Origin of the sequence: Pseudomonas sp. MMS21 TM103 (assembly GCF_022132145.1) — a bacterium.
Lineage (GTDB): Bacteria > Pseudomonadota > Gammaproteobacteria > Pseudomonadales > Pseudomonadaceae > Aquipseudomonas.
In genome coordinates, this window is record NZ_JAJISP010000001.1 from 1,131,375 (window position 1) to 1,157,086 (window position 25,712).

Below are 25,712 nucleotides of genomic sequence, written 5' to 3' on the forward strand. Positions count from 1 at the left end.
CGTGTCAGTCGGCCAATGCCGCCTGCTGCAACTCGAACAGCTCGGTCACGCCCTTATGCGCCAGTGCCAACATGGCGTTCAGCTCTGCCGGCTGGAACGGCGCGCCTTCGGCGGTGCCCTGCACCTCGATGAAGCCGCCACTGCTGGTCATCACCACGTTCAGGTCGGTTTCTGCGGCGGAGTCTTCCAGGTAGTCCAGATCGAGCACCGGCTCGCCCTGGTACATGCCGACCGACACCGCAGCGATCATCTGCTTGAGCGGATCGCCACCTTTCAGGCCGCCGCGTTTCTTGATCACTTTCAACGCATCGATCAGTGCCACCATGGCGCCGGTGATCGAGGCAGTCCGCGTACCACCATCGGCCTGGATCACGTCGCAGTCGACATACAGGGTGTTTTCACCCAGCTTGCTCATATCCAGCGCGGAGCGCAGCGAGCGGCCGATCAGGCGCTGGATTTCCAGGGTACGCCCGCCCTGCTTGCCACGGCTGGCCTCGCGCTGGTTACGCTCACCGGTGGCACGCGGCAGCATGCCGTACTCGGCGGTCAACCAGCCCTGGCCCTGACCCTTGAGGAAGCGCGGCACGCCCGACTCGACGCTGACCGTGCAAATCACCTTGGTGTCGCCAAACTCCACCAGTACCGAGCCCTCGGCATGCTTGGTGTAGTTGCGGGTGATACGGATCGAGCGCAACTGATCGGCGCTGCGGCCACTGGGACGTTTCATCAAGGAATACCTGCTCTGAATAGAAATCTGCGGGCCATTATAGGGCGCGTGCGCCAGCAACGACATGCCGAATTGGGAGCGACCGACGCACTGCGCTACAATCTCGCGCTTTTAACCATGGAAGTCGCGTAGCGACACCCTCCCTGTACCGCGCGCAGCGCCGGATGAGGGTGGCGAGCGCCCCGTTGCCTTCCATGACTCCACGCGCCCTGCATGACAGGCCCGCCAGTACCGACTTTCCGCGAGGTTCGCCCCATGATCCACAGCATGACTGCCTTCGCCCGCGCCGAGCAGGCCGGGACCAATGGCACCCTGACCTGGGAGCTGCGTTCGGTCAACCACCGCTACCTGGAACCACACCTGCGCCTGCCAGACGCCTTCCGCGACCTCGAAGGCGCAGTGCGCGAGGCGCTGCGCAATGGCCTGTCGCGCGGCAAAGTCGAATGCACCCTGCGCATCGCCGAAGACAGCGCCGGCAAGCCCCTGCAAGTGGACCGCGAGCGCGCCGCCCAACTGGTCGCCGCCGCAGAAAGCGTCGCCAGCCTGATCAAGCACCCGGCGCCACTCAACCCACTGGAAGTCTTGAGCTGGCCCGGGGTGCTGGTCGCCGATGCTGCGGATCCGCAAGCGCTCAACAAAGCCGCCCTGAGCCTGTTCAAGCAAGCGCTGGACGAGCTCAAGCAAAGCCGTTCGCGCGAAGGCCACGAACTGGCCAAGCTGCTTAACGAACGCCTGGACAGCATTGACGGCGAAGTTGCAGCCCTGCGCGAATTAGTGCCGCAGATGCTCGCCATGCAACGCCAGAAAATTCTCGACCGCAGCGCCGAGCTACAGGCCGAACTCGACCCGCAGCGCCTGGAGCAGGAACTGGTGATACTCGCGCAGAAAAGCGATGTCGCCGAAGAACTGGATCGCCTGAGCACCCACGTCAGCGAAGTGCGCCGTGTACTCAAGACTGGCGGCGCAGCCGGCCGGCGCCTGGACTTCCTGATGCAGGAACTCAACCGCGAAGCCAACACCCTCGGCTCCAAGGCGTTCGACACACGCAGCACCCAGGCGGCAGTCAACCTCAAGGTGCTGATCGAGCAGATGCGCGAACAAGTGCAGAACATCGAGTAAAAATTGCTGCATCAGGCAATGTAGTTACCAATAGGGAATGAGGCGACCTAAGCCGTCGCTCGCTAAGCGTTCAAGCCCTGAAACAATAGAAAAGACCGTCCCAGGAAGCTCTTATGGCCATCACCACCGGCACCCTCTACATCATTTCCGCCCCGTCCGGCGCCGGCAAGACCAGCTTGGTCAAGGCGCTGATCGACAGCGAAGCGCAGATCCGCGTGTCGGTCTCGCACACCACGCGAGCCATGCGCCCAGGCGAGGTGGAAGGGGTGAATTACCACTTCACCAGCCGCGACCAGTTTCACGCGATGATCGACAACAGCGAACTGCTCGAGCACGCCGAGGTATTCGGCAACCTCTATGGCACGTCACAAGCCTGGGTCGAGCAGACGCTCATCGAAGGCTTTGACCTGATCCTGGAAATCGACTGGCAGGGCGCCCAGCAAGTGCGCCACCTGATGCCCCAATCCAAGTCCATCTTCATCCTGCCGCCAACCCAGGAGGCGCTGCGTCACCGCCTGACCAATCGTGGCCAGGACAGCGGCGAGATCATCGAGCAGCGTATGCGCGAAGCGGTCAGCGAAATGAGCCATTACGTCGAATACGACTACCTGCTGATCAACGACGATTTCGCCCACGCCCTCAGCGACCTGAAGGCCATCTTTCGTGCCAACCAGCTGCTGCAAAGCCCGCAACAGCAACGCCATCGCGGCCTGCTCAGCGAGCTACTGGCCTAAGGGCGGCAGCTCGCTGTAAGCTCCGAGCTAGCTGCAGCGCAGCCTCGAACAGGTCATGTGCCGCTTATGACATAACCTTATAGTCGCTGAAAACAAAGCTTCCATTAATGCTGGTTGTTTTTTAAACTACTCAGTCCGCTCGCCCATCTGGGCTCAGCCTTATTTTGCATATGCTACGAGGAAGACCATGGCTCGCGTTACCGTCGAAGATTGCCTGGATCACGTTGAGAACCGTTTTGAACTGGTCATGCTCGCCACCAAGCGTTCGCGCCAGCTCGCCACCGGCGGCAAAGAGCCGAAACTCGCGTGGGAAAATGACAAGCCTACCGTGGTCGCCCTGCGTGAAATCGCCGCTGGCCTGATGAGCTACGACGTCATCGCCCAAGACGAAATCATCGAAGAAGAGCCGCTGTTCGCGGCCTTCGAGGATGAGGCTAGCGAGCCTCTGTAAGCCTATGCCTGGACGAAGTCGTGGGGCGCGGGGTCATAAGAATCGGCACGGAGAACATCCATGCCGAGCATAGACGCCTTCGCCGATCGACTTTCGAGCTACCTGGATAACGACCAGGTAAATCTGGTCCGGCGCGCCTATTACTACGCCGAACAGGCCCACGACGGCCAACGCCGTCGTAGCGGCGAAGCCTACGTCACCCACCCGCTGGCGGTGGCGAACATCCTTGCCGACATGCACATGGACCATCAGAGCCTGATGGCGGCCATGCTGCATGATGTGATCGAAGACACCGGTATCGCCAAGGAAGCGCTGAACACCCAGTTCGGCGAGACCGTGGCCGAACTGGTCGACGGGGTCAGTAAACTGACCCAGATGAACTTCGAGACAAAGGCTGAGGCACAGGCCGAAAATTTCCAGAAGATGGCCATGGCCATGGCCCGCGATATTCGGGTGATTCTGGTTAAGCTGGCCGACCGCCTGCACAACATGCGCACCCTGGAAGTGCTCTCTGGCGAGAAACGCCGGCGCATTGCCAAGGAAACCCTGGAAATCTATGCCCCCATCGCCAACCGCCTGGGTATGCACAGCATGCGCGTGGAGTTCGAGGACCTGGGGTTCAAGGCCATGCACCCGATGCGCTCCGAGCGTATCCGCGCCGCAGTGCGCCGCGCCCGTGGCAATCGCAAGGAAATCGTCAACAAGATCGAAGACTCGCTGACCCACTGCCTGGCCCGCGAAGGCCTGGAAGGCGAGGTACTGGGCCGCGAGAAGCACATCTACGGCATCTACCAGAAGATGCGCGGCAAGCGTAAGGCGTTCAACGAGATCATGGACGTCTACGCCTTCCGCATCGTGGTCGACAAGGTCGACACCTGCTACCGCGTGCTCGGCGCCGTGCACAACCTGTACAAGCCGCTGCCCGGGCGCTTCAAGGACTACATCGCGATCCCCAAGGCCAACGGCTACCAGTCGCTGCACACCACCCTCTTCGGCATGCACGGCGTGCCCATCGAAATCCAGATCCGCACCCGCGAGATGGAAGAGATGGCCAATAACGGCATCGCCGCTCACTGGCTGTACAAAGCCAACGAAGAAGACCAGCCGAAAGGCACCCACGCCCGGGCCCGCCAGTGGGTCAAGGGCGTGCTGGAAATGCAGCAGCGCGCCGGCAACTCGCTGGAATTCATCGAAAGCGTGAAGATCGACCTGTTCCCGGACGAGGTCTACGTGTTCACGCCCAAGGGCCGGATCATGGAGCTGCCCAAGGGCTCGACCGCGGTCGACTTCGCCTACGCGGTGCACACCGACGTCGGCAACACCTGTATCGCCTGCCGCATCAATCGGCGCCTGGCGCCCTTGTCCCAGGCCCTGGAAAGCGGGTCAACCGTGGAAATCGTCAGCGCCCCGGGCGCACGACCGAATCCTGCCTGGCTCAATTTCGTGGTCACCGGCAAGGCGCGCACGCATATTCGCCATGCCCTCAAGCTGCAACGCCGCTCCGAGTCGATCAGCCTCGGCGAACGCCTGCTCAACAAGGTACTGGCGGGCTTCAACAGCCATCTGGACAAACTGGTTCCCGAACGCGTGCAGGCGGTGCTCGGTGAATACCGCCACGAAGTGATCGAGGACCTGCTGGAAGACATCGGCCTGGGCAACCGCATGGCCTATGTGGTGGCGCGCCGCCTGCTGGCCAGTGACAGCGAGCAACTGTCGAGCACCGAAGGGCCGCTGGCGATTCGCGGCACCGAAGGTCTGGTACTGAGCTATGCAAAATGCTGCACACCGATTCCCGGCGACCCGATCGTCGGCCACCTTTCCGCCGGCAAGGGCATGGTGGTGCACCTGGACAGCTGCAGGAACATCAGCGAAGTCCGCCACAACCCGGAGAAGTGCATCCAGCTGTCCTGGGCCAAGGACGTGGTCGGTGAATTCAATGTCGAACTGCGTATCGAACTCGAGCACCAGCGCGGCCTGATCGCCCTGCTGGCTGGCAGCGTCAATGCTGCCGACGGCAATATCGAGAAGATCAGCATGGACGAACGCGACGGCCGCATCAGTGTCGTGCAACTGGTGGTCAGCGTGCATGATCGCGTGCACCTGGCCCGGGTGATCCGCAAGCTGCGCGCGCTCAAGGGCGTGATGCGCATCACCCGCGCACGCACCTGACCCCATGCTGACAAAGCCACTCAAGCAGACTGGATCTCGATCCGGCGCATTCATTCAATTCCCTGGTGGGCTAAAGCGGACCGCCGCACGGCCCACCCTTGCAACCACGACCAATCAGGAAACCCTCATGAGCAAGAGCGTTATTACCAGCGACAAAGCCCCGGCAGCCATCGGCACCTATTCCCAGGCGATCAAGGCCGGCAACACCGTCTACATGTCCGGGCAGATCCCATTGGATCCGCAAACCATGGAGCTGGTCGAAGGATTCGAAGCACAGACCGTGCAGGTCTTCGAAAACCTCAAGGCCGTCATGGAAGCCGCTGGCGGCTCGTTCAAGGACGTGGTCAAGCTGAACATCTTCCTCATCGACCTGGCGCACTTCGCCACCGTCAACGAAGTCATGGGCCGTTACTTCCAGCAGCCATACCCGGCCCGCGCCGCCATCGGCGTAGCCGCGCTACCCAAGGGCGCCCAAGTGGAAATGGACGCCATCCTGGTACTCGAATAAGCCCTCCGGCGGGGCACTGCGCCCCGCCAACCCCTCTCGTCCAAGGAATGGCTCATGCGCCCCCTTCTCGCGGTCTTACTCAGCACCTTGCTGCTCAGCGGCTGCGCCGGCAAACCAGTCGACCCCAGCGGCACCTGGATCAACCAGGCGGCGATCGATGCAGCTAGCGAAGGCGGCAAGCTGCGCGAAGCACTGCTCGCCTATGGCCCCAACCTGGAATGGCGGATTCAGCCGCAGCGCCGGCTCGCCACCTACAGCAACGGTTTCGAGCAGGGCGAAGGCCAATTGCTCGACGACGGCGCCCACCGTTGGCGGGTCGATTTCTACGCCGACTATCACGAGTCACTCAGCCTCAGCGGCGGCGAACTGCTGCAGGCCGCCAGCGACAGCTGGCCGGAGCAACGCTTTACCCGTCCGGCAACCCCCGCCGACGTGGATATGCCGTTGGGCAGCAGCTTCGAGCAAGCCCTCTACCGCGCCTACCTCGGCGGCCACTGGACGATCAGGCAGGGCCTGGGCGACGGTGCCCTGGTGCTGTTCCAGCCTGACGGCCGCGTTGAAGGCCTACCCGGTGCCGAGCGCTACGCCCTGTGCCTGGCCGGCGACTGCGCCGCGATGAACGGTGAATTCGACAGCATCTGGCTACAACTCGGCGAGCAGGGCCAAGCCTGGCTGTTCGAGCGCGACGACCGGCATCTGAGCATCTTCGAGGCAATCAATCGTGCGCAGAGCGATGAAATGCCTGATTACCACAAGGGCGAACTGCGCTGGCGGCTTGAGCGCATGACCCGCTAGATTGCATCCCCAGGGGCAAGGCCTGTGACATCGGGTGGATGACCCTTTTTATCCACCCACCAATCGCGATGAGGGAAGAACAAGGCGCCAGATCCCGTAGCCCGGAGGCAATCCAGGCATGGGCTGACCGGCGATAGATCTCCCCCGATTGTGCCAAGACCCGGCCTGAGGATTTAGGTGAGCAAGGGTGGCTGCAATACCGCGGCATAGCCCTCACGATAGCTCGGGTACTGTGGCGCCCAGCCCAATGCGCGAGCGCGGGCGTTGCTGCAACGCTTGCTGCCGGCACGACGCACGCTGGACTGTTCGGCCCAGTGGCTGACGCCCAACTGGCCGCGCAGCCAGGCCACCACCTCGTGCAGCGGCGCCGGCTCGTCGTCGACGCCGAGATAACAGTCATCCAGTGCCACCCCACGGTCATCGGCTTGCAGCAGGAATGCCAGCAAGCCGGCGGCATCGTCGACGTGAATGCGGTTGCCATACAGCGGCGGCTCGCTCGCCACCTGGTAGCCCTGACGTACCTGCCCGAGCAGCCACTCCCGGCCCGGCCCGTAGATGCCGGTCAGGCGTACCACGCTGGCGGCAATGCCGCTGGTCAGCGCCAGCTGCTCGGCTTCCAGCATCACCCGTCCGGAAAAGCCCGTGGCCTCGGCCGGCGAGGCCTCGTCGACCCATTCACCGCCTTGCTGGCCATAGACCCCGCTGCTGGAGACGAACAGCAGGCGCCTGGGCCTTTGCCCATGCTCGGCTAACCAGCCGAGCACTCGGCGCAGGCCGGCGACGTAGGCGACGCGGTAACCGGCCTCGTCACGCTCGGTCGCCGCCGCGCAGTACACCAGGTAATCCAGTCCATCCGCAGGCCAGCCAGGCGGACAAGCGTCGGCCTGCAGATCCCCGGAAACCGGCAGGATTTGCGCGGGCAACCGTTCGACTGCACGCCGCAGGCCGTGCACCCTCCAGCCCGCCGCCGCCAGCCGCAGGCCCAGACGGGTACCGACATCGCCGCAACCGGCAATCAACAGACTTGGGCACGTCGACATGACACTCTCCATCAATTCACTGGCAGACAGTCTAGCCCGGTTGGTTGATTGCAATGCAAAGGCTATGCTTGGCAGCACATCAATGGATAAACACTATGACCCTCACCGAGCTGCGCTACATCGTCACCCTGGCCCAGGAACAACACTTCGGCCGGGCCGCCGAGCGCTGCCATGTCAGCCAGCCAACCCTGTCGGTGGGGGTGAAGAAGCTCGAGGACGAACTCGGCGTGTTGATCTTCGAGCGCAGCAAGAGCGCGGTGCGCCTGACCCCGGTCGGCGAAGGCATCGTCACCCAGGCGCAGAAGGTACTGGAGCAGGCCCAGGGCATTCGCGAACTGGCCCAGGCCGGCAAGAACCAGCTGACCGCGCCACTGAAGATCGGCGCCATCTATACCGTCGGCCCCTACCTGTTCCCCCACCTGATCCCGCAGTTGCACCGGGTCGCGGCGCAGATGCCGCTGTATATCGAGGAAAACTTCACCCATGTGCTGCGCGACAAGCTGCGCACCGGCGAGCTGGACGCGATCATCATCGCCCTGCCGTTTCAGGAAGCCGACGTACTGACGCTGCCACTCTACGACGAGCCGTTCTATGCGCTGCTGCCAGCCGGCCACCCCTGGGCGGCGATGAAGACCATCGACAGCAAGCTGCTCAACGACAAGAGCCTGTTGCTGCTCGGCGAAGGCCACTGCTTCCGCGACCAGGTACTGGAAGCCTGCCCCAGCCTGCGCAAGGGCGGCGAAGAACACGCCCAGCACACCACCGTGGAGTCCAGCTCGCTGGAAACCATCCGCCACATGGTCGCCTCCGGCCTGGGCGTCTCCATCCTGCCGCTCTCGGCGGTGGACAGTCACCACTACGCCCCCGGGATTATCGAAGTGCGCCCACTCAGCGCCCCGGCACCATTCCGCACCGTGGCCATCGCCTGGCGCGCCAGTTTCCCGCGGCCGAAAGCCATCGAAATCCTGGCCGACTCGGTTCGCCTGTGCTCGGTGGCCCGCCCTCAAGCAAAAACCGCCTAAGGCGCGCCCCATGACCGAGCTCGCGGCGGTTTCCGTCACCGCACTGAAAGGCGTCGGCGCCGCCCTGGCCGAGAAGCTTGCCAAGGTCGGCCTGGAAACCCTGCAGGATGTGCTGTTCCATCTGCCGCTGCGTTATCAGGATCGCACGCGCATCGTGCCGATCGGCGAACTGCGTCCCGGCCAGGACGCCGTGGTCGAGGGCACGGTCGCCGGCGCCGATGTGGTCATGGGCCGCCGCCGCAGCCTGCTGGTGCGCCTGCAGGACGGCAGCGGCACCCTGAGCTTGCGCTTCTACCACTTCAGCCAGGCGCAGAAAGAAGGGCTGAAGCGCGGCACCCAGGTGCGCTGCTATGGCGAAGTACGCCCCGGCTCCTCGGGCCTGGAGATCTACCACCCGGAATACCGCGCACTCTCGGCCGGCGAACCGATTGCCGTGGAGCAGACCCTGACGCCGATCTACCCGAGCACCGAAGGCCTGACCCAACAGCGCCTGCGCAGCCTGAGCGAACAGGCCCTGGCCCGCCTCGGCCCGCACAGCCTGCCGGACTGGCTGCCCCGCGAACTGGCCCGCGACTACCAGCTCAGTCCGCTGGACCAGGCGATTCGCTACCTGCACCGGCCACCACCGGACGCCGACCAGGCGGAACTCGCCGAGGGGCGCCACTGGGCGCAGCACCGCCTGGCCTTCGAGGAGCTGCTGACCCACCAACTGTCCCTGCAACGCCTGCGTGAAAGCGTGCGCGCCCAGCAGGCGCTGGCACTGCCGATTGCCAAACGTTTGCCCCAGCAGTTCCTCGACAACCTGGGCTTTGCCCCCACCGGCGCGCAGCTGCGGGTCGGCGCCGAGATCGCCTACGACCTCAGTCAGGACGAGCCCATGCTGCGCCTGATCCAGGGCGACGTGGGTGCCGGCAAGACCGTGGTCGCGGCCTTTGCCGCGTTGCAGGCGCTCGAGGCTGGCTATCAGGTTGCCCTGATGGCGCCCACCGAGATCCTCGCCGAACAGCACTTCCTCAATTTCAGCAAATGGCTGGCGCCGCTCGGCGTCGAAGTCGCCTGGCTGGCCGGCAAGCTCAAGGGCAAGGCCCGTGCCGCGGCGCTGGAGCAGATCGCCGGTAGCGCGGCCATGGTGGTCGGCACCCATGCGCTGTTTCAGGACGAGGTCAAATTCGCCCGGCTAGCCCTGGTGATCATCGATGAGCAGCACCGCTTCGGCGTGCAACAACGCCTGGCCCTGCGTCAGAAGGGCGTCGGCGGGCGCCTGTGCCCGCACCAGCTGATCATGACCGCCACGCCCATCCCGCGCACCCTGGCGATGAGCGCCTATGCCGACCTCGACACCTCGATCCTCGATGAGCTGCCGCCCGGCCGCACGCCGGTGAACACCCTGGTGATCGCCGACAGCCGCCGCCCGGAAGTGATCGAACGGGTCCGTTCGGCCTGCAGCGAAGGTCGCCAGGCCTACTGGGTCTGCACCCTGATCGAGGAATCCGAGGAGCTGACCTGCCAGGCCGCCGAGACCACCTTCGCCGACCTGGTTGGCGCACTCGGCGGGCTGCATGTCGGCTTGATCCACGGGCGCATGAAGCCTGCGGAAAAAGCCGCGGTGATGGACCAATTCAAGCAGGGCCACCTGCAATTGCTGGTCGCCACCACTGTGATCGAAGTCGGCGTCGACGTCGCCAACGCCAGCCTGATGATCATCGAGAACCCCGAGCGCCTGGGCCTGGCACAACTGCACCAGTTGCGCGGGCGAGTCGGCCGCGGCAGCGCCGCCAGCCATTGCGTGCTGCTCTACCACCCGCCGCTGTCGCAATTAGGCCGGGAACGACTTGGCATCATGCGCGAGACCTGCGATGGATTCGTCATCGCCGAAAAGGATCTGGAGCTGCGCGGACCGGGGGAAATGCTCGGCACCCGGCAAACCGGCCTGCTGCAGTTCAAGGTCGCCGACCTGATGCGTGATGCCGACCTGCTGCCGGCCGTGCGCGATGCCGCGCAAGCCCTGCTGGAACACTGGCCGCAGCATGTCAGCCCACTGCTCGAGCGCTGGCTGCGGCATGGCCAGCAATATGGACAAGTGTGAACCAGTTCACAGGGCGCCCGTCGCCTCAACCCGCCCCCCCACTGGCCTGCTGTTTATACTTCGGGCACATGCGCCCCCCATCGAACCGGATTTCGTTATGAGTGATGTAGCCCTCGCCCCAGACACCGCAGCAACCCCGCCGCCGGTGATCGTGCAATTGCTGGATAAACTCGGCCTGAGCTATCGGGTGCACAGCGAGCATTCCGGCGTGCCCGCCTCCCAGCGCGTACAAGCGGTGCTGCTCGATGATGCGGTTGGCGCCTTGTTGGTGCTCTATCCGCAGAGTCAACTGCTCGCGCTGGATCGCCTGGCCGAACTGACCGGGCGCAAACTCGTCGCGGTGAAACCCGAGCGCCTTGAACGCATGCTTGGCAAGCATGCCCTGCGCGTACTGCCTGGCCTGCCGCAGTTGACCAGCTCGCCCTGCCTGTACGATGAGCGCCTGCTGCAAGAGCCAAGCCTGTTCATCGAATCCGGCCAACCCGGCGTTCTCCTGGAAATGCCCAGCGCAGCCTTCAAGAGCCTGCTGAGCAAGGCCAGCGCCGCGCGTATCGGCGAGCCGTTGAGCAATATCCGCCTCAACCTCGACCGCCCGGACGATGACCGCGCCGAAATCACCCAGGCGGTGCAAGCCTTCACCGCGCGGCGCATCCAGCAACGCCTGGAAGAAACCATCGAAATCCCGCCACTGGCGGAAACCGCACAGAAGATTATCAGGCTGCGGGTCGACCCGAATGCCACGGTGGACGACATCACCGGCGTGGTCGAAACCGACCCGGCACTGGCCGCCCAGGTGGTCAGCTGGGCGGCATCGCCCTACTACGCCGCACCCGGCAAGATCCGTTCGGTGGAAGACGCCATCGTTCGCGTACTGGGCTTCGACTTGGTGATCAATCTGGCCCTCGGCCTGGCCCTGGGCAAAACCCTCAGCCTGCCCAAGGATCATCCGCAACAGGCCACGCCCTATTGGCAGCAGGCGATCTACACCGCCGCGGTGATCGAGGGTCTGACCCGCGCCATGCCCCGCGCCCAGCGCCCGGAGGCAGGACTGACCTACCTCGCCGGCTTGCTGCACAACTTCGGCTACCTGGTGCTGGCGCATGTCTTCCCGCCGCACTTCTCGCTGATCTGCCGGCACATGGAAGTCAATCCGCACCTGTCGCACAGCCATGTCGAGCAGCATCTGCTGGGCATCAGCCGCGAGCAGATCGGCACCTGGCTGATGCGCTACTGGGACATGCCCGAAGAGCTGGCCAGCGCGCTGCGCTTCCAGCACGATCCCGAGTATGCCGGCATCCATGCGGCCTACCCGAACCTGGTGTGCCTGGCGGTCAACCTGCTGCGCAACCACGGTATCGGTGCCGGCCCGCAGTCCGACCTCCCGCAGAGCCTGTTCGATACCCTGGGCCTGAGCCGCGAGAAGGCCGAGGAGGCGGTGAACAAGGTGCTCGCCGCCGAAGTGGCCCTACGCGAACTGGCGAACCAGTTCCATTCTCCGGCTTGAGGCCGCCGGAAACCCCCGACTGACGAGAGCACTTGAATGATGCGGACGAGCCAACGCCGATCGACCGCTACAGTGGGCGGGCTTCAGCCCACCTGCGTATAGCCCGGGCATACCCGGGCCAAGACAGCGGACTGCGGTGATCCTAGCGCTTGGTCGCAGCCTTTCTGAGCGCCGTCCGGCGCTCGGCGAACAGCCTCGGCAACACCTCTGTGCAGCCTTCCAGCAACCGCGCGACCGCCGGCTGCTGATACAGCGCAGTGTATTCGGCCAGCTGTGCGCTGGGCATCTGCCGATAGGCATAGAGCATGAAGGATTCCACTGCTTCGGCACTGGAGGCCATGAGCGCCGAGGCCTGGCCAGCGGTCTGCTCGCTCATGGCCTGCTCGTCCAGTGTCTCGCCACGCGCCATGATGGCTAGCAGCGCCTGGGTCTTGCCCACTTCATAACGCAGCAGTCCGGCCAAGGTGGTGGTGTGCGCCGCCGCATCGAGACGCCGCACCAGCACCACGCGGTCTTGGCGCGGCGGGCGCTGGGCAAGCTGTGCGCGGTAACGGCTCAGGGCCTCGCCGCCGTCCGCACCGACCGCCCGCTCCATCGCGCTGAAGCGCTTGGCGATCGGACTGCCGAGCACAGCCTGGATCTGCTGCAACTGGGCCTGGTCGAATCTGCCCGCGAGATGCTTGGCCAGATCCAGACACAGCGCATCAGCGGCGAAGGCCTCGCCCAATTGCGCCTGCTGCTGCTCGCTCAGGCCACGCCGCAGTAAGGGCGCACTCTGTTCGCAGAGCAGGCGAATGCCGGCCAGCTCGAACACCGGGGCAAAGGCATCGACGCTGGCCGGGGCGGCGCACACCAGGTTGCTGAGCAGCAGCAGTGCAAAAATCGACAAGCGCATAAGCGGACACCTACAGTGATTGCGCCCAGCCTAGCGAATGGCGCCAGTGCCGGCCAGCGGCACTGACCGGCACTGTGTATCAGGCAGCTTTCTTCTCGCTGGTTTTCTTTTTCGGCATCAGGTACTTGGTCAGCCCCTGGAACCAGATCACCAGCGCCGGGTTTCCCTGGATCTGGATGTCCTTGTTCTGGATGCCCTGCATGAAAGCCAGCTGCTTGTTCTTTGCGTTCATGGTGGCGAAGCCGTAGGCGGCATCCTTGAAGCCCAGGGCAAAGGCCGGCTGGCTGGCCGGGCCACGCTTGCTGCTGATGCGCTGGTCTTTGACGATGAAGTGACGAGCAACCTTGCCGTCCAGCGTGTGTAACTGGAACACCATGTCGCGGTCGATCAATTGCTGCTGGAAAGCCGGGTTATCGCGACTGGCCTTGGCCATCAGGCGCCCCAGCATCCACAGGAGAAAACGGAATTTCATGCGCACGGTCTCGACGAGGGAAGGAAATTGGCGGCGCATTGTAGTGTGTTTTGCACGCGACTACAGCCCAGCCTCGAGGCGGGTGGACCATATGAGCGAAGGTCGAACGTCAGGCTGCCCTAGCGGGCTTGACTAAACCGGGGAAGGAACCCGGAGCCAGCCGGCTCCGGGCTGACGAGGCTCAGTTGACCGCGTCTTTCAGGGACTTCCCCGGCTTGAAGGCGACGGTGTTACTGGCCTTGATCGTGACCGGCTGGCCGGTTTGCGGGTTTTTGCCGGTGCGAGCACCGCGGTGACGCTGCACGAAAGTGCCAAAGCCCACCAGAGTGACACTGTCCTTACGGTTCAGTGCACCGGTGATTTCTTCCAGTACGGTGTTGAGTACGCGATTTGCCTGATCTTTGGTCAGATCCGCCTTTTCGGCGATGGCGGCGGCGAGTTCCGGTTTACGCATAAATGCCCCTTTGACGGTTTTTTGTTGTTGTGTCCGTGCTGCTCATCCAGAACAGCGCCCAAGGCGTCGCAACAGCTCTACGCTGCGGCAGACCACAGGGAGAATGGCATGTGATGCGGACCTGCGCCAGTCTTGTCCGACAGTTTAAATGGACAGTTTCAAGGCATTTCCGACAGAACGACTGCCATTCACGCCAGTAACGCCGGCAGTTGCTTATTCAGCGCCAGCTTTTCCTGCACGGCCGTTCCGGTCAAGGCATAGCCGAGCAGATTACCGGCGGCATCGCGGCACAGTGCCTTGATGTCGCCCCCACTGCCCTCAACCGTCCACTCGCCCTGCAGGCCGCGCGGCGGCGGCGAAACCACCAATGGGCACACCGGCGTTTTTACCGTCACCGGCATCGGCCCGTAACTGACCGAGGTCGGTTTGCCCGCCAGGGTCTGGGCCAGGGCGCGGGCGCAGTGCATCAGCGGCATGACGTACTGCAGGTTGAGGCCATCGACCTCGGCGCAATCGCCCAGGGCATAGATGTTGGCGTGGGAGCTGCGCAGTTCACGATCGACCATCACCCCACGGTTGACCGCCAGGCCAGCGGCCAGCGCCAGGTCGATCCGTGGGCGCAGGCCGACCGCCGAGAGCACCAGATCGCAGGCGATCAGCGTGCCATCGGACAGGCGTCCTTGCAGGCCATCATCGGCGCGGTTGAGGCTGGCCAGCACCGGCCCGAGGTGGAAGCGCGCGCCGAGGCTTTCCAGGCCCGCCTGGACTGCCGCCGCCGGCGCCGGATGGAGCAAGCCGGGCATCACCTGCTCGCAGGGCGCGACCAGCTCGATCTGATAACCGCCTAGGCTGAGGTCGTTGGCAAACTCGCAGCCGATCAGGCCGGCGCCGAGCAGCAGCACGCGTTTTTTCCCGGCCACGGCGGCGCGAAAGCGTGCGTAGTCTTCCAGGTCGTTGATCGGCAGAATCGCATCCTGGGCATCGCCTTCGACCGGCACCCGAATCGGCTCGGCGCCCCAGGCCAGCACCAGGTCGCGATAAGCCACTGCCTCTTCGCCGATCCACAAGCGGCGCTGGCCCGGATCTATCCCGGTGATGCGGGTATGGGTGTAAATCTCGGCCTTGAGCTGTTCGGCCATGGCCCCGGGTTCGGCCATGCTCAAACCATCGGCATCCTTGTGCTTGCCGAAGCCGGTCGACAGCATCGGCTTGGAGTAGGAGCGACCATCATCGGCGCTGATTAGCAGCAACGGGGTTTCGCTGTCCAACTTGCGAAATTCACGGGCCAAGTTGTAGCCGGCCAAGCCGGTACCGACTATCACCACGGGTGCAACTTCGGGTGCAACCACGGGCGTCGCCACAGCTGTACTCATCTTCACGTCCTCAATCGGCAAAACAGGGTCACGGCCTCAGGCTGCCGCCACTGCATGGAGTCTTTACGGGGGTCCTGGGCCTGCTGGCTCAGCTGATTTCGATCATCTCGAAATCCTGCTTGCCGGTGCCGCAATCCGGGCACAACCAATCGGCGGGGATGTCTGCCCAGCGGGTACCCGGAGCAATGCCTTCTTCCGGTAGGCCTGCCGCTTCGTCGTAGATAAAGCCGCAAACGATGCATTGCCACTTGCACATAGAGCACCTGCGCGTTGCGAAAATTTTTCTGACCCTAGCGCAATTGCCCGCCACCCGCCAAGCCTGGGACACGCCCCTGCTAGCCCGGCCAGCGCTGATCGCACCCAAAAAAAACGGCGACCCTGGGGTCGCCGTGTTTTTTATGGCTGAGATCAGCCGATTTCGATCATCTCGAAATCCAGCTTGCCCACTCCGCAGTCCGGACACAGCCAGTCTTGCGGTACATCTTGCCATGGCGTACCCGCGGCGATGCCTTCGTCAGGCCAGCCCTGGCTTTCGTCGTAAATCAATCCACAGACCACACATTGCCACTTCTTCATAACGTCCTCAGGGGTAACTCGGGTAGTGCATGCTGGCACGCTACCGCAAATGCGCGGGTGCGCCAAGCCGGTGGCCGGGCAATTGCGCCCAGCGGCAGGCTGACCGAGGCTGGGTCGCCCGCCAGATGGCGGGCAACCCAGCCCAGAAACCAGCACTGACCCTGGCAAACCTGACGCAGCCAGGCTCGACAGGTTTTGCCAGCCCCGTTAACCCACCATCAGCGGATCGCTGATCGCCATGCCATACATGGCGATCATGGTCAGGCTACCGGCTGCCAGGAGGTAGTACAGGGTCGGCAGCATGGTCTTGCGCAGGGTGATGCCTTCCCGCCCGAGCAAACCCACGGTGGCCGAGGCTGCTACCACGTTGTGGATCGCGATCATGTTGCCCGCGGCCGCACCCACCGATTGCGCCGCCACCATCATCGCGCCAGACACGCCGAGCAGGCCGGCGGTGTTGAACTGGAACTGCGAGAGCATCAGGTTGGACACGGTGTTGGAACCGGCGATAAAGGCGCCCAGCGCCCCCACGGCCGGAGCGAAGAACGGATACACATCGCCCACGCTATTGGCCACCAGCTGCGCCATGGCCACCGGCATCGACACCAGATCAGACCCGTTGACCCCGGAGTTGATCAGGATTCGCACCATCGGAATGGTGAAGATCAACACGAAGCCGGCCCCCAGCAGGGTACGGCTCGATTCGCTGACCGCGGCCTTCAACTCGCTGAAACGCATGCGGTGCAGGAAACAGGTCACGATAACCACCATGCACAGGATGCCACCCGGCAGGTACAGCGGTTGCAGGCTACCGGAAACGCCCGTCTCGCCGAGGATGTCCGTCCAGCCGAAGCTGACTGCGATCAACGCGGCCTTGAGCTCGGGGAAGACCCGCGAGGCCACCAGGAACACTGCCAGCAACACGTAAGGGGCCCACGCCATAGGCACGGACACCGGGGCCTTGCCCGCGACGTCCTCGATCTTCATCTCGATCTTGCCCATCCACTCGGATGGCCAGTCCTTTGCCTCGGCGAAGTCCCAGGTCTTTTTCGGCAGCAGGAAGCCCGCCTTGGCGGCCGGCACGACGATGGCCAGACCGACCATGGCGCCGATCATCGACGGGAACTCAGGACCGAGGAACACCCCGGCAGCCATGTACGGCAAGGAGAAGCAGAGCGCAGTGAAGATCGCGAATGGCGCCACCGCCAGGCCTTCTTTCCACGACTTATTCTTGCCGAAGAAACGGGTCATGATCATCACCATGATCAGCGGCATCAGCATGCCGATCAGGCCATGGGTAATCGCCACACGCGAGTAGATCAGGTGGAAGAACACTTCCCAGTTACTGTTCAAGGCCAGCAACTGCTCGCTCATGCCGACCTTGTCCAGGCCGCCGGCCACGCCCACCAGAATCGGGGTACCGACCGCACCGAACGACACCGGCGTGGACTGCACCATCATCCCCAAGACCACTGCGGCCAAGGCCGGGAAGCCCAGGGCCACCAGCAGTGGCGCCGCCACCGCGGCAGGCGTGCCGAAGCCGGAGGCGCCCTCGATGAAGCAGCCGAACAGCCAGGCGACAATCAGGGCCTGAATCCGCCGGTCTGGAGTGATGCCGGCAAAGCCGTGGCGGATGGCAGTGATGCCACCGGAGTGTTTGAGGGTGTTGAGCAGCAGAATCGCACCGAAGATGATCCACAGGATCGCGGCGGTGAGTACCAACCCTTGCAAGCTGGAAGCCACGACCCGATTGAAGGACATATCCCAGGCGGTCAGGCCGATAGCAGCGGTGAGCAGGAAGATCACCGGCATGGCGTACTTGGCCGGCCAGCGAAAGCCGATCAGCAGCACACCTGCCAGCACCAGAGGCACGAAGGCCAGGATGGACAGTAGCGTTTGATTCATGAGAGGTCCTTTTTAGTTGTTGTGAACCACAGTTGCCCGGAGTGACCCGGTATCACGCATCGGAGCTTGTCAGGCCCGCGAATACCGCCCCTGGGCTGCGCCCATGCCGGTATCCATGCTCAAAAGCCCCGGGCGCATGTGTGCACGGGGCCGAATATCAGTTATCAGTGATGGCTTATGCCTGCTGCTTGAAGCGCAAACGCCAGGCGTGCAGCAGTGGCTCGGTATAGCCGCTGGGCTGCTCGCGGCCCTTGAACACCAAGTCGCTGGCGGCCTGGAATGCGGCCGAAGCAGCATAGTTGGTTGCCATCGGACGATACAGCGGGTCGCCGGCATTCTGCCCATCGACCACCTTGGCCATGCGCTGCAGGGTCTCCTCGACCTGCGCCCGCTCGACCACACCGTGATGCAACCAGTTGGCAATGTGCTGGCTGGAGATGCGCAACGTGGCGCGGTCTTCCATCAGGCCGACGTTATGAATATCCGGCACCTTGGAACAACCGACACCCTGCTCCACCCAGCGCACCACGTAACCGAGGATGCCCTGGCAGTTGTTGTCCAGTTCCTGCTGGATATCCGCATCGCTCCACGTGCGCTCGGCCGCTACCGGTACCGTCAACAGATCGTTGAGCAGGCCGTCGCGCTCGGCGGCGAAGTCGATGCTTTCCAGTTCACGCTGCACCGCCTGCACGTCCACCTGGTGGTAGTGCAAGGCATGCAACACGGCGGCGGTCGGCGATGGCACCCAGGCGGTGTTGGCGCCGGCTTGCGGATGAGCGATCTTCTGCTTGAGCATGTCTGCCATCAGGTCCGGCATGGCCCACATGCCCTTGCCGATCTGCGCGCGGCCGCGCAGGCCGCAGCTCAGCCCGACCAGCACATTGTTGCGCTCGTAGGCCTGAATCCACTTGGTGGTTTTCATGTCGCCCTTGCGCAGCATCGGCCCGGCTTCCATGGCCGTGTGCATCTCGTCGCCGGTACGGTCGAGGAAACCAGTGTTGATGAAGGCCACCCGCGTGCTGGCGGCGGCGATGCAGGCCTGGAGGTTGACGCTGGTGCGCCGCTCCTCGTCCATGATGCCCATCTTCAGGGTGTTGCGTGGCAGCTCGAGGAGGTCTTCGATACGAGCGAACAGCTGGTCGGCGAAGGCCACTTCAAGCGGGCCGTGCATCTTCGGCTTGACGATATACACGCTACCGCTGCGCGAGTTGCCCTTGCGCTTGAGGTCATGCAAGGCGATCAGGCTGGTCATCACGCCATCGAGAATGCCTTCGGCAATCTCGCGACCCTCACCATCGAGGATCGCCGGATTGGTCATCAGGTGACCAACGTTGCGCACGAACATCAGCGAACGACCATGCAGGCTGAGACTGGCACCGTCGGCGCCGGTGTATTGACGATCCGGATTGAGACGGCGAGTGATGCGCTTGCCGCCTTTGTCCAGCTCCTCGCTGAGGTCGCCCTTCATCAGGCCCAGCCAGTTGCGGTAGATCAGCACCTTGTCGTCGGCATCGACGGCGGCGACCGAGTCTTCGCAATCGAGAATGGTCGACAGCGCCGCTTCCATCAGCAGGTCCTTGACCCCGGCGGCATCGGTGGCGCCGATCGGGCTGTTGGGGTCGATCTGGATTTCCACGTGCAGGCCGTGATTTTTCAGCAGCACGGCCGTTGGCTCATCGGCCTCGCCCTGATGACCGAGAAACTTCTCCGGCTGCTGGAGCGCGGTCTGGCTGCCGTTCGCCAGGGTCACCCGGAGCTGGCCGTCGACCACCTGGTAGCTTACGGAATCGACATGGCTGCCGCTGGCCAGCGGCGCGGCCTGATCGAGGAAGGCACGGGCGAAGGCAATCACCTTGGCCCCACGCACCTGGTTGTAGCCGGGGCCTTTCTGCGCCCCGCCCGCTTCGCTGATCGCGTCGGTTCCGTACAGGGCATCGTACAGCGACCCCCAGCGAGCGTTGGCGGCGTTCAGCGCGTAGCGCGCGTTCATCACCGGCACCACCAACTGCGGGCCGGCCTGGCTGCTGATCTCGCTGTCGACATTGGCGGTGCTGGCCTGTACCTGGGCCGGTGGCGGCAGCAGGTAACCGATGGCTTCGAGGAAGGCACGATAGGCCGGCATATCCGTCACCGGACCCGGGTTGGCGCGGTGCCATTGGTCCAGCTCGGCCTGCAGACGATCGCGCTCGGCCAGCAGCGCGCGATTCTGTGGCGCCAGGTCGTGCACCAGGGCATCGAAGCCCGCCCAGAAAGCGGCGCTCTCGAGACCGCTGCCCGGCAGCACTTCTTCATCAACGAAACGTTGCAGGTTGGCGGCCACTTGCAGGCGCTGGCAGTTCACGCGATCGGTCATCTTTGACTCTCCAATTCAGTTATCCCCTGCCCCGCGACAACAACGGCGGGGGTCAGGGATTGTTCGGCGCTGGGCGCCGCTCTATTGCGTTCAGGCCAGGGCGGCAATACCGGCCTTGGCGACCTGGGCGTCCTGATCGGCTTTGACCCCGGACACGCCAACCGCACCAATCACCTGGCCGTCGACGATCAGCGGTACGCCGCCTTCGAGGGACGTCAGCAAGGGGGCCGACAGAAAGGCACTGCGGCCGCCGTTGACCATGTCCTCGTAACCCTTGGTCTCGCGCCGACCGAGGGCCGAGCTGCGCGCCTTCTCGCTGGCGATGTAGGCCGCGATCGGTGCGCAACCATCGAGGCGTTCGAGGGCCAGCGGATGACCGCCGTCATCGACCACGGCAATGGCCACGGCCCAGTTGTGCTGCTGCGCTTCGGCGCGGGCAGCGGCGAGGATGCGGGCGACTTCGGCTTGACCCAATACGGATTTGCTTTGCATGTGTGGTTTCTCATGATTGATTGGCGCGTAATGCGCGAATTCGTGGCCCGGATACAACCCGGGAGTTTTCGGCCGTTCCGGACTGCATCCGGACTCCTAAAGCGAGGGCCGCGGCCCTCAGCCCATGGCGTCCTCGACCACCTCGATCCAGTGGCGCACGGGGGTACGCCCGGCGCCATCGAGATGGGTCTGGCAGCCGATGTTGGCGGTGACGATCACCTCCGGCGTTCCGCTTTCCAGGGCGTCCATCTTGTTGTCGCGCAACTGCCGGGACAGCTCTGGCTGAGTGATCGAATAGGTTCCGGCCGAACCGCAGCACAGGTGCCCGTCGGCCACCGCGGTGAGCTGGAAGCCCAGACGGCTGAGCACGCCCTCGACGGCGCCGCCGAGTTTCTGCGCATGCTGCAGGGTGCACGGGCAATGGAAGGCCAGGCGCTGGTCGCTGCGCACGCCGAGCGCTTCCAGCGCCTCGCCGCGCAGCACTTCGACCAGGTCCTTGGCCAACTCGCTGACCCGCTTGGCTTTCGCCGCGTAGGCCGGGTCATGCTCGAGCAGGTGGCCGTAATCCTTGACGAAGGCGCCGCAGCCGCTGGCGGTCTGCACGATCGCTTCGGCGCCGACCTCGATCGCCGGCCACCAGGCATCGATATTGCGCCGGGCACGCTGCAAACCCTGCTCCTGGGCGTTGAGGTGATAATCCACGGCGCCGCAGCAACCGGCCTCGCGGATCGGCGTGACGCTGATGCCGAGACGATCGAGCACCCGAGCACTGGCGGCGTTGGTGTTGGGCGACAGGCCCGCCTGCACGCAGCCCTCGAGGATCAACACCCGGCGGTCATGGCGCATCGGCGGTCGCGGCTTGGCCGGGTGGATCTGTCGCGGCAACTTGGCCTTGAGCACGGCCGGTAGCAACGGGCGGAACGCCTCGCCGGTCTGGACCAAGGCCTTGAACAGCGCCGGACGCGGCACTAGGGCGCGCAGGCTTTCGCGCAGCACGCGCTGGCCCAGCGGACGCGGCACGGCCGCGTCGACCACCGCGCGGCCGATATCCAGCAGGTTGTGGTAGTCCACCCCCGACGGGCAGGTGGTTTCGCAGTTGCGGCAGGTCAGGCAGCGGTCCAGGTGCAACTGGGTCTTGGCCGTGACTTGATTGCCTTCGAGCACCTGCTTGATCAGGTAGATACGCCCGCGCGGGCCGTCCAGCTCGTCGCCGAGCAGCTGGTAGGTCGGGCAGGTGGCATTGCAGAATCCGCAATGCACGCAGCTGCGCAGGATGCTTTCGGCTTCTTCGCCGCGCGGCAGACGCTTGGCCTGTTCAGTTAAATTCGTCTGCACGGCTTAAACCTCGGCATACATGCGGCCAGCGTTGAAGATCCCTTGCGGGTCGAGCTGGGATTTCAGCTGGCGGTGATAGCGCAGCAAGGGCGCGGCCAGGGGCTGGAACGGGCTGTCGCAGACCCCGGCAGTGAAGCAGGTGGCATGGCCACCGGCGGCACTGACGATGCTGCGGATCTGCGCCGCCTCGGCAGTGGATTTCAGCCAGCGCTGGGCACCGCCCCAGTCGATCAACTGATCGCCGGGCAAGCTCAGCACCGCGCTGTTGTTCGGCAGAGACAGGCGCCACAAGGGTCGCGGGTCGGCGAAGAAGGCCAGGCGCTGCTCGTTCAGCTGCTGCCAGTAGGTCGGGTCGAGCAGCTCGCCACCGAGGCTCTTGCGCGCGGCAGCCACCGAACCTTCGCCACCTTCCAGGCGCAGGTGCAGGGCGCGGCCGTCATGACTGGCGGCGCTCAGCGGGATCGGCTGCTGGCCCCACTCGGCGAGTTTGCGCAGGGCGCTCTCGACATCCATCGGCAGGCGCAGGCTGAGGCACTCACGGGGCTTGGGAAGCACCTTGAGCGACACTTCGGTGAGCAGCCCCAGGCAGCCGAAACTACCCACCAGCAGGCGCGACAGGTCATAACCGGCGACGTTCTTCATCACCTCGCCGCCGAAGCGCAGGTGCTTGCCGTGGCCGGTGATCAGACGCGTACCCAGGACCATGTCGCGGACCGAGCCGACCCAGGGCCGCCGTGGGCCGGACAGCCCCGTGGCGACCATGCCGCCGACGGTGGCACCGCCAGCGAAGCTCGGCGCCTCACAGGTGAGCATCTGCCCGGCCTCATCCAGCGCCGCCTGCAATTCGACCAGCGGGGTGCCGGCGCGGGCAGTGATCACCAGCTCGGTCGGGTCGTAGCTGACAATGCCACGGTGGGCGCGGCTGTCGATCACCTCGCCGGTGACCGGGCGGCCAAGAAATGCCTTGCTGTTGCCGCCCTGAATACGCAGCGGCAACGAATTGTTGAGGGCGTGATTGACCTGTTCCAGCAGCGCCGTGCTGGCATCGAAATCATGCGGCATGACCATCAGAAACGCTCCAGGTCGGGAAAGGGCAGCTGGCCGTGGTGCACATGCATGGCGCCGAATTCGGCGCAGCGATGCAGGGTCGGGATGTTCTTGCCGGGGTTGAGCAGGCCCTTGGGATCGAAGGCTGCTTTCACCGCGTGGAACAGGGTCAGCTCGTCGCTGTTGAACTGGGCGCACATCTGGTTGATCTTCTCGCGGCCGACGCCGTGCTCGCCGGTGATGCTGCCGCCGACCTTCACGCAGAGTTCGAGGATCTTGCCGCCGACGGCTTCGGCGCGCTCCAGCTCGCCGGGCTGGTTGGCATCGAACAGGATCAGCGGGTGCATGTTGCCGTCGCCAGCGTGGAACACGTTGGCCACGCGCAGGCCGTACTCGGCGGACAGCTCGGCGATGCCGCGCAGCACACCGGGCAACTCGCGGCGCGGAATGGTGCCGTCCATGCAGTAGTAGTCCGGCGAGATGCGCCCGACCGCCGGGAAGGCGTTCTTGCGTCCGGCCCAGAACCTGACCCGTTCGGCCTCGTCACGGGCCAGGCGCACTTCGCTGGCGCCGGCCGCCTCCAACACCACACGTACCCTTTCGCACTCGTCGCGCACGTCGGCTTCGACGCCGTCCAGTTCACACAGCAGGATGGCCTCGGCCTCGACCGGGTAGCCGGCATGGATGAAGTCTTCCGCGGCGCGGATCGCCAGGTTGTCCATCATCTCCAGGCCGCCGGGAATGATGCCGGCGGCGATGATGTCGCCCACCGCGCGCCCGGCCTTTTCCACCGAATCGAAGCTGGCCAGCAGCACCTTGGCCACCTGCGGCTTGGGCAGCAACTTGACCGTGACCTCGGTGATGATGCCGAGCATGCCTTCCGAGCCGGTGAACAGCGCGAGCAGGTCGAAACCCGGTGCATCCAGGGCATCGGAGCCCAGGGTCATGCGCTCGCCCTCGACCGTAAGGACCTCGACCTTGAGCAGATTGTGCACGGTCAGGCCGTATTTCAGGCAATGCACGCCGCCGGCGTTCTCGGCCACGTTGCCGCCGATCGAACAGGCGATCTGCGAAGACGGATCCGGCGCGTAATACAGTTCATAAGGAGCGGCGGCCTGGGAAATCGCCAGGTTGCGCACGCCGGGCTGGACCCGGGCGAAACGCCCAGCCGGGTTGACCTCGAGAATCTTGTTGAAGCGCGCCATCACCAGCAGGATGCCCTGCTCCAACGGCAAGGCGCCGCCGGACAAGCCAGTGCCGGCGCCGCGTGCCACCACCGGCACGCCGCGCTGATAGCAAAGTTTGAGCAGACGCTCGACCTGCTCGATGCGCTCGGGCAGCACCACCAGCATCGGCGTGGCGGTGTAGGCCGAGAGGCCGTCGCATTCGTAGGGTTTGAGGTCTTCCTGGGTATGCAGCACGTCCAGGTCGGGCAGTTGCTCGCGCAATGCGGCCAGCAGGGCTGGCTTATCGACTGCGGGCAACGGGCCATCGACGCGCTCGTCGTACAGAATGCTCATGGCAGGCTCACTCGTGTGGCGTAGCGGGTGTAGTCGTTATGGCGCATCCGCACAGCGGTGCGCTAGTTGTGCACCATGTTTAGCCCCTGGCAATTCTGACGTCCACCTCCATCCATACTGGTATGACCAGTTTTTTTAGACTCGTGCATCACCACTTATCGACTCAGGCTTTGCCCTGCATGACTAAGGCGCTTATATTCGTCAACTGAATTTCGACAAACCCTAGCTGGTCATACCAGTCAGCGAGTGCACCAGAATGGATCTAGAACAGCCCGCAGCACGCCGCCAGGTCAGCGATGTAGTGGCCGAAAAAATTGAACGGTTGATCGTCGATGGCGTGCTCAAGGTGGGCCAGGCCCTGCCCTCGGAACGACGCCTGTGCGAGAAGCTCGGAATTTCCCGTTCGGCACTGCGCGAAGGGCTCAAGGTGCTGCGCGGGCGCGGCATCATCGAAACCGCCCAAGGCCGCGATTCGCGGGTCGCGACCCTGAACGGGGCGCGCGACGCCAGCCCGCTGATGCACCTGTTCAGCTCGCAGCCGCGCACCCTGTTCGATCTGCTTGAAGTACGCGCCCTGCTCGAGGCCGAGTCGGCGCGCCTGGCGGCCCTGCGCGGTACCGATGCGGATTTCGTCCTGCTGACCCGCCGCTACGAGGAAATGCTCGACGCCCACAACGAGCCGCCGAGCGAGGTCGAACCGCGCGAACATGCGCGCCTCGACCACGCCTTCCACCTGGCCATCTGCGAGGCATCGCACAACCCGGTGCTGCTGCACACCCTGCAATCGCTGACCGACCTGATGCTCAACTCGGTGTTCGCCTCGGTCAACAACCTCTATCACCGACCACTGCAGAAACGCCAGATCGACCGCCAGCATGCCCGGCTCTACCACGCGGTCATCGAGCGCCTGCCGGAGCAGGCGCAACGCGCCGCCCGCGAGCACATCCTCAGCATCCGCGACAACCTCAAGGAGATCGAACAGGAGGAACAGCGCCTGGTGCGCGCGACCATGAGATTGGAAGGCTGGTCGTGATCGGCCGGGGGCAGCCTATGGTGGGTTAGGCGCGACAGGCAGAGCCACCTCGGGCACCTGACTCGGCGCATCAACCCCGTGGCCGCTGGCAGCTGTTGGGTT

The 25,712-nt window shown here is 64.4% G+C and carries 24 protein-coding genes; 10 read left to right on the forward strand and 14 right to left on the reverse strand.

Annotated features, from left to right (window positions below):
• Positions 1-4: 4 nt before the first annotated feature.
• Positions 5-727: a ribonuclease PH gene (gene rph, locus LJY18_RS05220; RefSeq protein ID WP_238040720.1), complete on the reverse strand. Its 723-nt coding sequence runs from the start codon at positions 725-727 to the stop codon at positions 5-7.
• A 255-nt stretch (positions 728-982) separates the two neighbouring features.
• Here rph and LJY18_RS05225 point away from each other — a divergent pair, with 255 nt between their 5' ends.
• The 6 genes from LJY18_RS05225 (at position 983) to LJY18_RS05250 (ending at position 6,503) form a co-directional block, all read left to right on the forward strand.
• Positions 983-1,846, forward strand: coding sequence for a YicC/YloC family endoribonuclease (locus LJY18_RS05225; protein ID WP_238040721.1), 864 nt, complete (start codon positions 983-985; stop codon positions 1,844-1,846).
• Positions 1,847-1,959: 113 nt separating this feature from the next.
• Positions 1,960-2,580, forward strand: a complete 621-nt coding sequence (gmk, locus tag LJY18_RS05230) for a guanylate kinase (RefSeq protein WP_238040722.1) — start codon at positions 1,960-1,962, stop codon at positions 2,578-2,580.
• Positions 2,581-2,767: 187 nt separating this feature from the next.
• On the forward strand, positions 2,768-3,031 hold the full coding sequence (gene rpoZ / locus LJY18_RS05235; protein WP_238040723.1) for a DNA-directed RNA polymerase subunit omega: 264 nt from the start codon (positions 2,768-2,770) through the stop codon (positions 3,029-3,031).
• A gap of 60 nt (positions 3,032-3,091) precedes the next feature.
• Positions 3,092-5,200 carry a bifunctional GTP diphosphokinase/guanosine-3',5'-bis pyrophosphate 3'-pyrophosphohydrolase gene (spoT, locus tag LJY18_RS05240; protein ID WP_238040724.1) on the forward strand — a complete coding sequence of 703 codons (2,109 nt, stop codon included), beginning with the start codon at positions 3,092-3,094 and terminating at the stop codon, positions 5,198-5,200.
• Between the two features lie 127 nt (positions 5,201-5,327).
• Complete coding sequence (locus tag LJY18_RS05245) at positions 5,328-5,708, forward strand: RidA family protein (RefSeq protein WP_238040725.1); 381 nt, start codon at positions 5,328-5,330, stop codon at positions 5,706-5,708.
• Between the two features lie 54 nt (positions 5,709-5,762).
• Positions 5,763-6,503, forward strand: a complete 741-nt coding sequence (locus LJY18_RS05250) for a hypothetical protein (protein WP_238040726.1) — start codon at positions 5,763-5,765, stop codon at positions 6,501-6,503.
• A 173-nt stretch (positions 6,504-6,676) separates the two neighbouring features.
• Here LJY18_RS05250 and LJY18_RS05255 read toward each other — a convergent pair whose 3' ends face one another.
• Complete coding sequence (locus LJY18_RS05255) at positions 6,677-7,543, reverse strand: SDR family oxidoreductase (protein ID WP_238040727.1); 867 nt, start codon at positions 7,541-7,543, stop codon at positions 6,677-6,679.
• A gap of 95 nt (positions 7,544-7,638) precedes the next feature.
• Here LJY18_RS05255 and LJY18_RS05260 point away from each other — a divergent pair, with 95 nt between their 5' ends.
• From LJY18_RS05260 to LJY18_RS05270, 3 genes are all read left to right on the forward strand, one after another.
• Positions 7,639-8,565, forward strand: coding sequence for a hydrogen peroxide-inducible genes activator (locus tag LJY18_RS05260; RefSeq protein WP_238040728.1), 927 nt, complete (start codon positions 7,639-7,641; stop codon positions 8,563-8,565).
• 10 nt (positions 8,566-8,575) lie between these two features.
• Positions 8,576-10,651 (forward strand): ATP-dependent DNA helicase RecG, encoded by a 2,076-nt coding sequence (recG, locus tag LJY18_RS05265; RefSeq protein WP_238040729.1) that lies wholly within the window; start codon positions 8,576-8,578, stop codon positions 10,649-10,651.
• Between the two features lie 97 nt (positions 10,652-10,748).
• Entirely contained in the window at positions 10,749-12,155 is a 1,407-nt protein-coding gene (locus LJY18_RS05270) for an aminoacyl-tRNA deacylase and HDOD domain-containing protein (protein ID WP_238040730.1), read from the forward strand.
• Between the two features lie 142 nt (positions 12,156-12,297).
• Here LJY18_RS05270 and LJY18_RS05275 read toward each other — a convergent pair whose 3' ends face one another.
• From LJY18_RS05275 to glcD, 12 genes are all read right to left on the reverse strand, one after another.
• Positions 12,298-13,050 carry a hypothetical protein gene (locus LJY18_RS05275; RefSeq protein ID WP_238040731.1) on the reverse strand — a complete coding sequence of 251 codons (753 nt, stop codon included), beginning with the start codon at positions 13,048-13,050 and terminating at the stop codon, positions 12,298-12,300.
• A 79-nt stretch (positions 13,051-13,129) separates the two neighbouring features.
• Positions 13,130-13,522 (reverse strand): helicase, encoded by a 393-nt coding sequence (locus LJY18_RS05280; protein ID WP_238040732.1) that lies wholly within the window; start codon positions 13,520-13,522, stop codon positions 13,130-13,132.
• A gap of 181 nt (positions 13,523-13,703) precedes the next feature.
• Entirely contained in the window at positions 13,704-13,976 is a 273-nt protein-coding gene (locus tag LJY18_RS05285) for an HU family DNA-binding protein (protein ID WP_172148432.1), read from the reverse strand.
• 188 nt (positions 13,977-14,164) lie between these two features.
• The gene (locus LJY18_RS05290; RefSeq protein ID WP_238040733.1) at positions 14,165-15,349 is read right to left on the reverse strand and encodes an NAD(P)/FAD-dependent oxidoreductase; all 1,185 of its coding nucleotides are present in this window, start codon (positions 15,347-15,349) and stop codon (positions 14,165-14,167) included.
• A gap of 88 nt (positions 15,350-15,437) precedes the next feature.
• Entirely contained in the window at positions 15,438-15,605 is a 168-nt protein-coding gene (locus LJY18_RS05295) for a rubredoxin (protein WP_079203890.1), read from the reverse strand.
• A 152-nt stretch (positions 15,606-15,757) separates the two neighbouring features.
• Positions 15,758-15,925, reverse strand: a complete 168-nt coding sequence (locus LJY18_RS05300) for a rubredoxin (RefSeq protein ID WP_079203891.1) — start codon at positions 15,923-15,925, stop codon at positions 15,758-15,760.
• 207 nt (positions 15,926-16,132) lie between these two features.
• Positions 16,133-17,830, reverse strand: coding sequence for an L-lactate permease (locus tag LJY18_RS05305; protein ID WP_238040734.1), 1,698 nt, complete (start codon positions 17,828-17,830; stop codon positions 16,133-16,135).
• A 175-nt stretch (positions 17,831-18,005) separates the two neighbouring features.
• A complete protein-coding gene (locus LJY18_RS05310) occupies positions 18,006-20,183 on the reverse strand; it encodes a malate synthase G (RefSeq protein WP_238040735.1) in 2,178 nt (725 codons plus the stop codon).
• A gap of 90 nt (positions 20,184-20,273) precedes the next feature.
• Entirely contained in the window at positions 20,274-20,675 is a 402-nt protein-coding gene (locus tag LJY18_RS05315) for a heme-binding protein (protein WP_238040736.1), read from the reverse strand.
• A gap of 117 nt (positions 20,676-20,792) precedes the next feature.
• Positions 20,793-22,010 carry a glycolate oxidase subunit GlcF gene (gene glcF / locus LJY18_RS05320; RefSeq protein WP_238040737.1) on the reverse strand — a complete coding sequence of 406 codons (1,218 nt, stop codon included), beginning with the start codon at positions 22,008-22,010 and terminating at the stop codon, positions 20,793-20,795.
• A 3-nt stretch (positions 22,011-22,013) separates the two neighbouring features.
• A complete protein-coding gene (gene glcE, locus LJY18_RS05325) occupies positions 22,014-23,072 on the reverse strand; it encodes a glycolate oxidase subunit GlcE (RefSeq protein ID WP_238041119.1) in 1,059 nt (352 codons plus the stop codon).
• A gap of 5 nt (positions 23,073-23,077) precedes the next feature.
• Complete coding sequence (gene glcD / locus LJY18_RS05330) at positions 23,078-24,577, reverse strand: glycolate oxidase subunit GlcD (protein ID WP_238040738.1); 1,500 nt, start codon at positions 24,575-24,577, stop codon at positions 23,078-23,080.
• 256 nt (positions 24,578-24,833) lie between these two features.
• Between glcD and glcC the strand changes: the two genes are divergently transcribed.
• The gene (gene glcC / locus LJY18_RS05335) at positions 24,834-25,610 is read left to right on the forward strand and encodes a transcriptional regulator GlcC (protein ID WP_238040739.1); all 777 of its coding nucleotides are present in this window, start codon (positions 24,834-24,836) and stop codon (positions 25,608-25,610) included.
• The last annotated feature ends 102 nt before the right edge of the window (positions 25,611-25,712 follow it).

Coding starts and splice junctions, on each gene's coding strand:
- rph (WP_238040720.1), bottom strand. CDS start 727: ATGAAACGTCCCAGTGGCCGCAGCGCCGATCAGTTGCGCTCGATCCGT.
- LJY18_RS05225 (WP_238040721.1), top strand. CDS start 983: ATGATCCACAGCATGACTGCCTTCGCCCGCGCCGAGCAGGCCGGGACC.
- gmk (WP_238040722.1), top strand. CDS start 1,960: ATGGCCATCACCACCGGCACCCTCTACATCATTTCCGCCCCGTCCGGC.
- rpoZ (WP_238040723.1), top strand. CDS start 2,768: ATGGCTCGCGTTACCGTCGAAGATTGCCTGGATCACGTTGAGAACCGT.
- spoT (WP_238040724.1), top strand. CDS start 3,092: ATGCCGAGCATAGACGCCTTCGCCGATCGACTTTCGAGCTACCTGGAT.
- LJY18_RS05245 (WP_238040725.1), top strand. CDS start 5,328: ATGAGCAAGAGCGTTATTACCAGCGACAAAGCCCCGGCAGCCATCGGC.
- LJY18_RS05250 (WP_238040726.1), top strand. CDS start 5,763: ATGCGCCCCCTTCTCGCGGTCTTACTCAGCACCTTGCTGCTCAGCGGC.
- LJY18_RS05255 (WP_238040727.1), bottom strand. CDS start 7,543: ATGTCGACGTGCCCAAGTCTGTTGATTGCCGGTTGCGGCGATGTCGGT.
- LJY18_RS05260 (WP_238040728.1), top strand. CDS start 7,639: ATGACCCTCACCGAGCTGCGCTACATCGTCACCCTGGCCCAGGAACAA.
- recG (WP_238040729.1), top strand. CDS start 8,576: ATGACCGAGCTCGCGGCGGTTTCCGTCACCGCACTGAAAGGCGTCGGC.
- LJY18_RS05270 (WP_238040730.1), top strand. CDS start 10,749: ATGAGTGATGTAGCCCTCGCCCCAGACACCGCAGCAACCCCGCCGCCG.
- LJY18_RS05275 (WP_238040731.1), bottom strand. CDS start 13,050: ATGCGCTTGTCGATTTTTGCACTGCTGCTGCTCAGCAACCTGGTGTGC.
- LJY18_RS05280 (WP_238040732.1), bottom strand. CDS start 13,522: ATGAAATTCCGTTTTCTCCTGTGGATGCTGGGGCGCCTGATGGCCAAG.
- LJY18_RS05285 (WP_172148432.1), bottom strand. CDS start 13,976: ATGCGTAAACCGGAACTCGCCGCCGCCATCGCCGAAAAGGCGGATCTG.
- LJY18_RS05290 (WP_238040733.1), bottom strand. CDS start 15,349: ATGAGTACAGCTGTGGCGACGCCCGTGGTTGCACCCGAAGTTGCACCC.
- LJY18_RS05295 (WP_079203890.1), bottom strand. CDS start 15,605: ATGTGCAAGTGGCAATGCATCGTTTGCGGCTTTATCTACGACGAAGCG.
- LJY18_RS05300 (WP_079203891.1), bottom strand. CDS start 15,925: ATGAAGAAGTGGCAATGTGTGGTCTGTGGATTGATTTACGACGAAAGC.
- LJY18_RS05305 (WP_238040734.1), bottom strand. CDS start 17,830: ATGAATCAAACGCTACTGTCCATCCTGGCCTTCGTGCCTCTGGTGCTG.
- LJY18_RS05310 (WP_238040735.1), bottom strand. CDS start 20,183: ATGACCGATCGCGTGAACTGCCAGCGCCTGCAAGTGGCCGCCAACCTG.
- LJY18_RS05315 (WP_238040736.1), bottom strand. CDS start 20,675: ATGCAAAGCAAATCCGTATTGGGTCAAGCCGAAGTCGCCCGCATCCTC.
- glcE (WP_238041119.1), bottom strand. CDS start 23,072: ATGCCGCATGATTTCGATGCCAGCACGGCGCTGCTGGAACAGGTCAAT.
- glcD (WP_238040738.1), bottom strand. CDS start 24,577: ATGAGCATTCTGTACGACGAGCGCGTCGATGGCCCGTTGCCCGCAGTC.
- glcC (WP_238040739.1), top strand. CDS start 24,834: ATGGATCTAGAACAGCCCGCAGCACGCCGCCAGGTCAGCGATGTAGTG.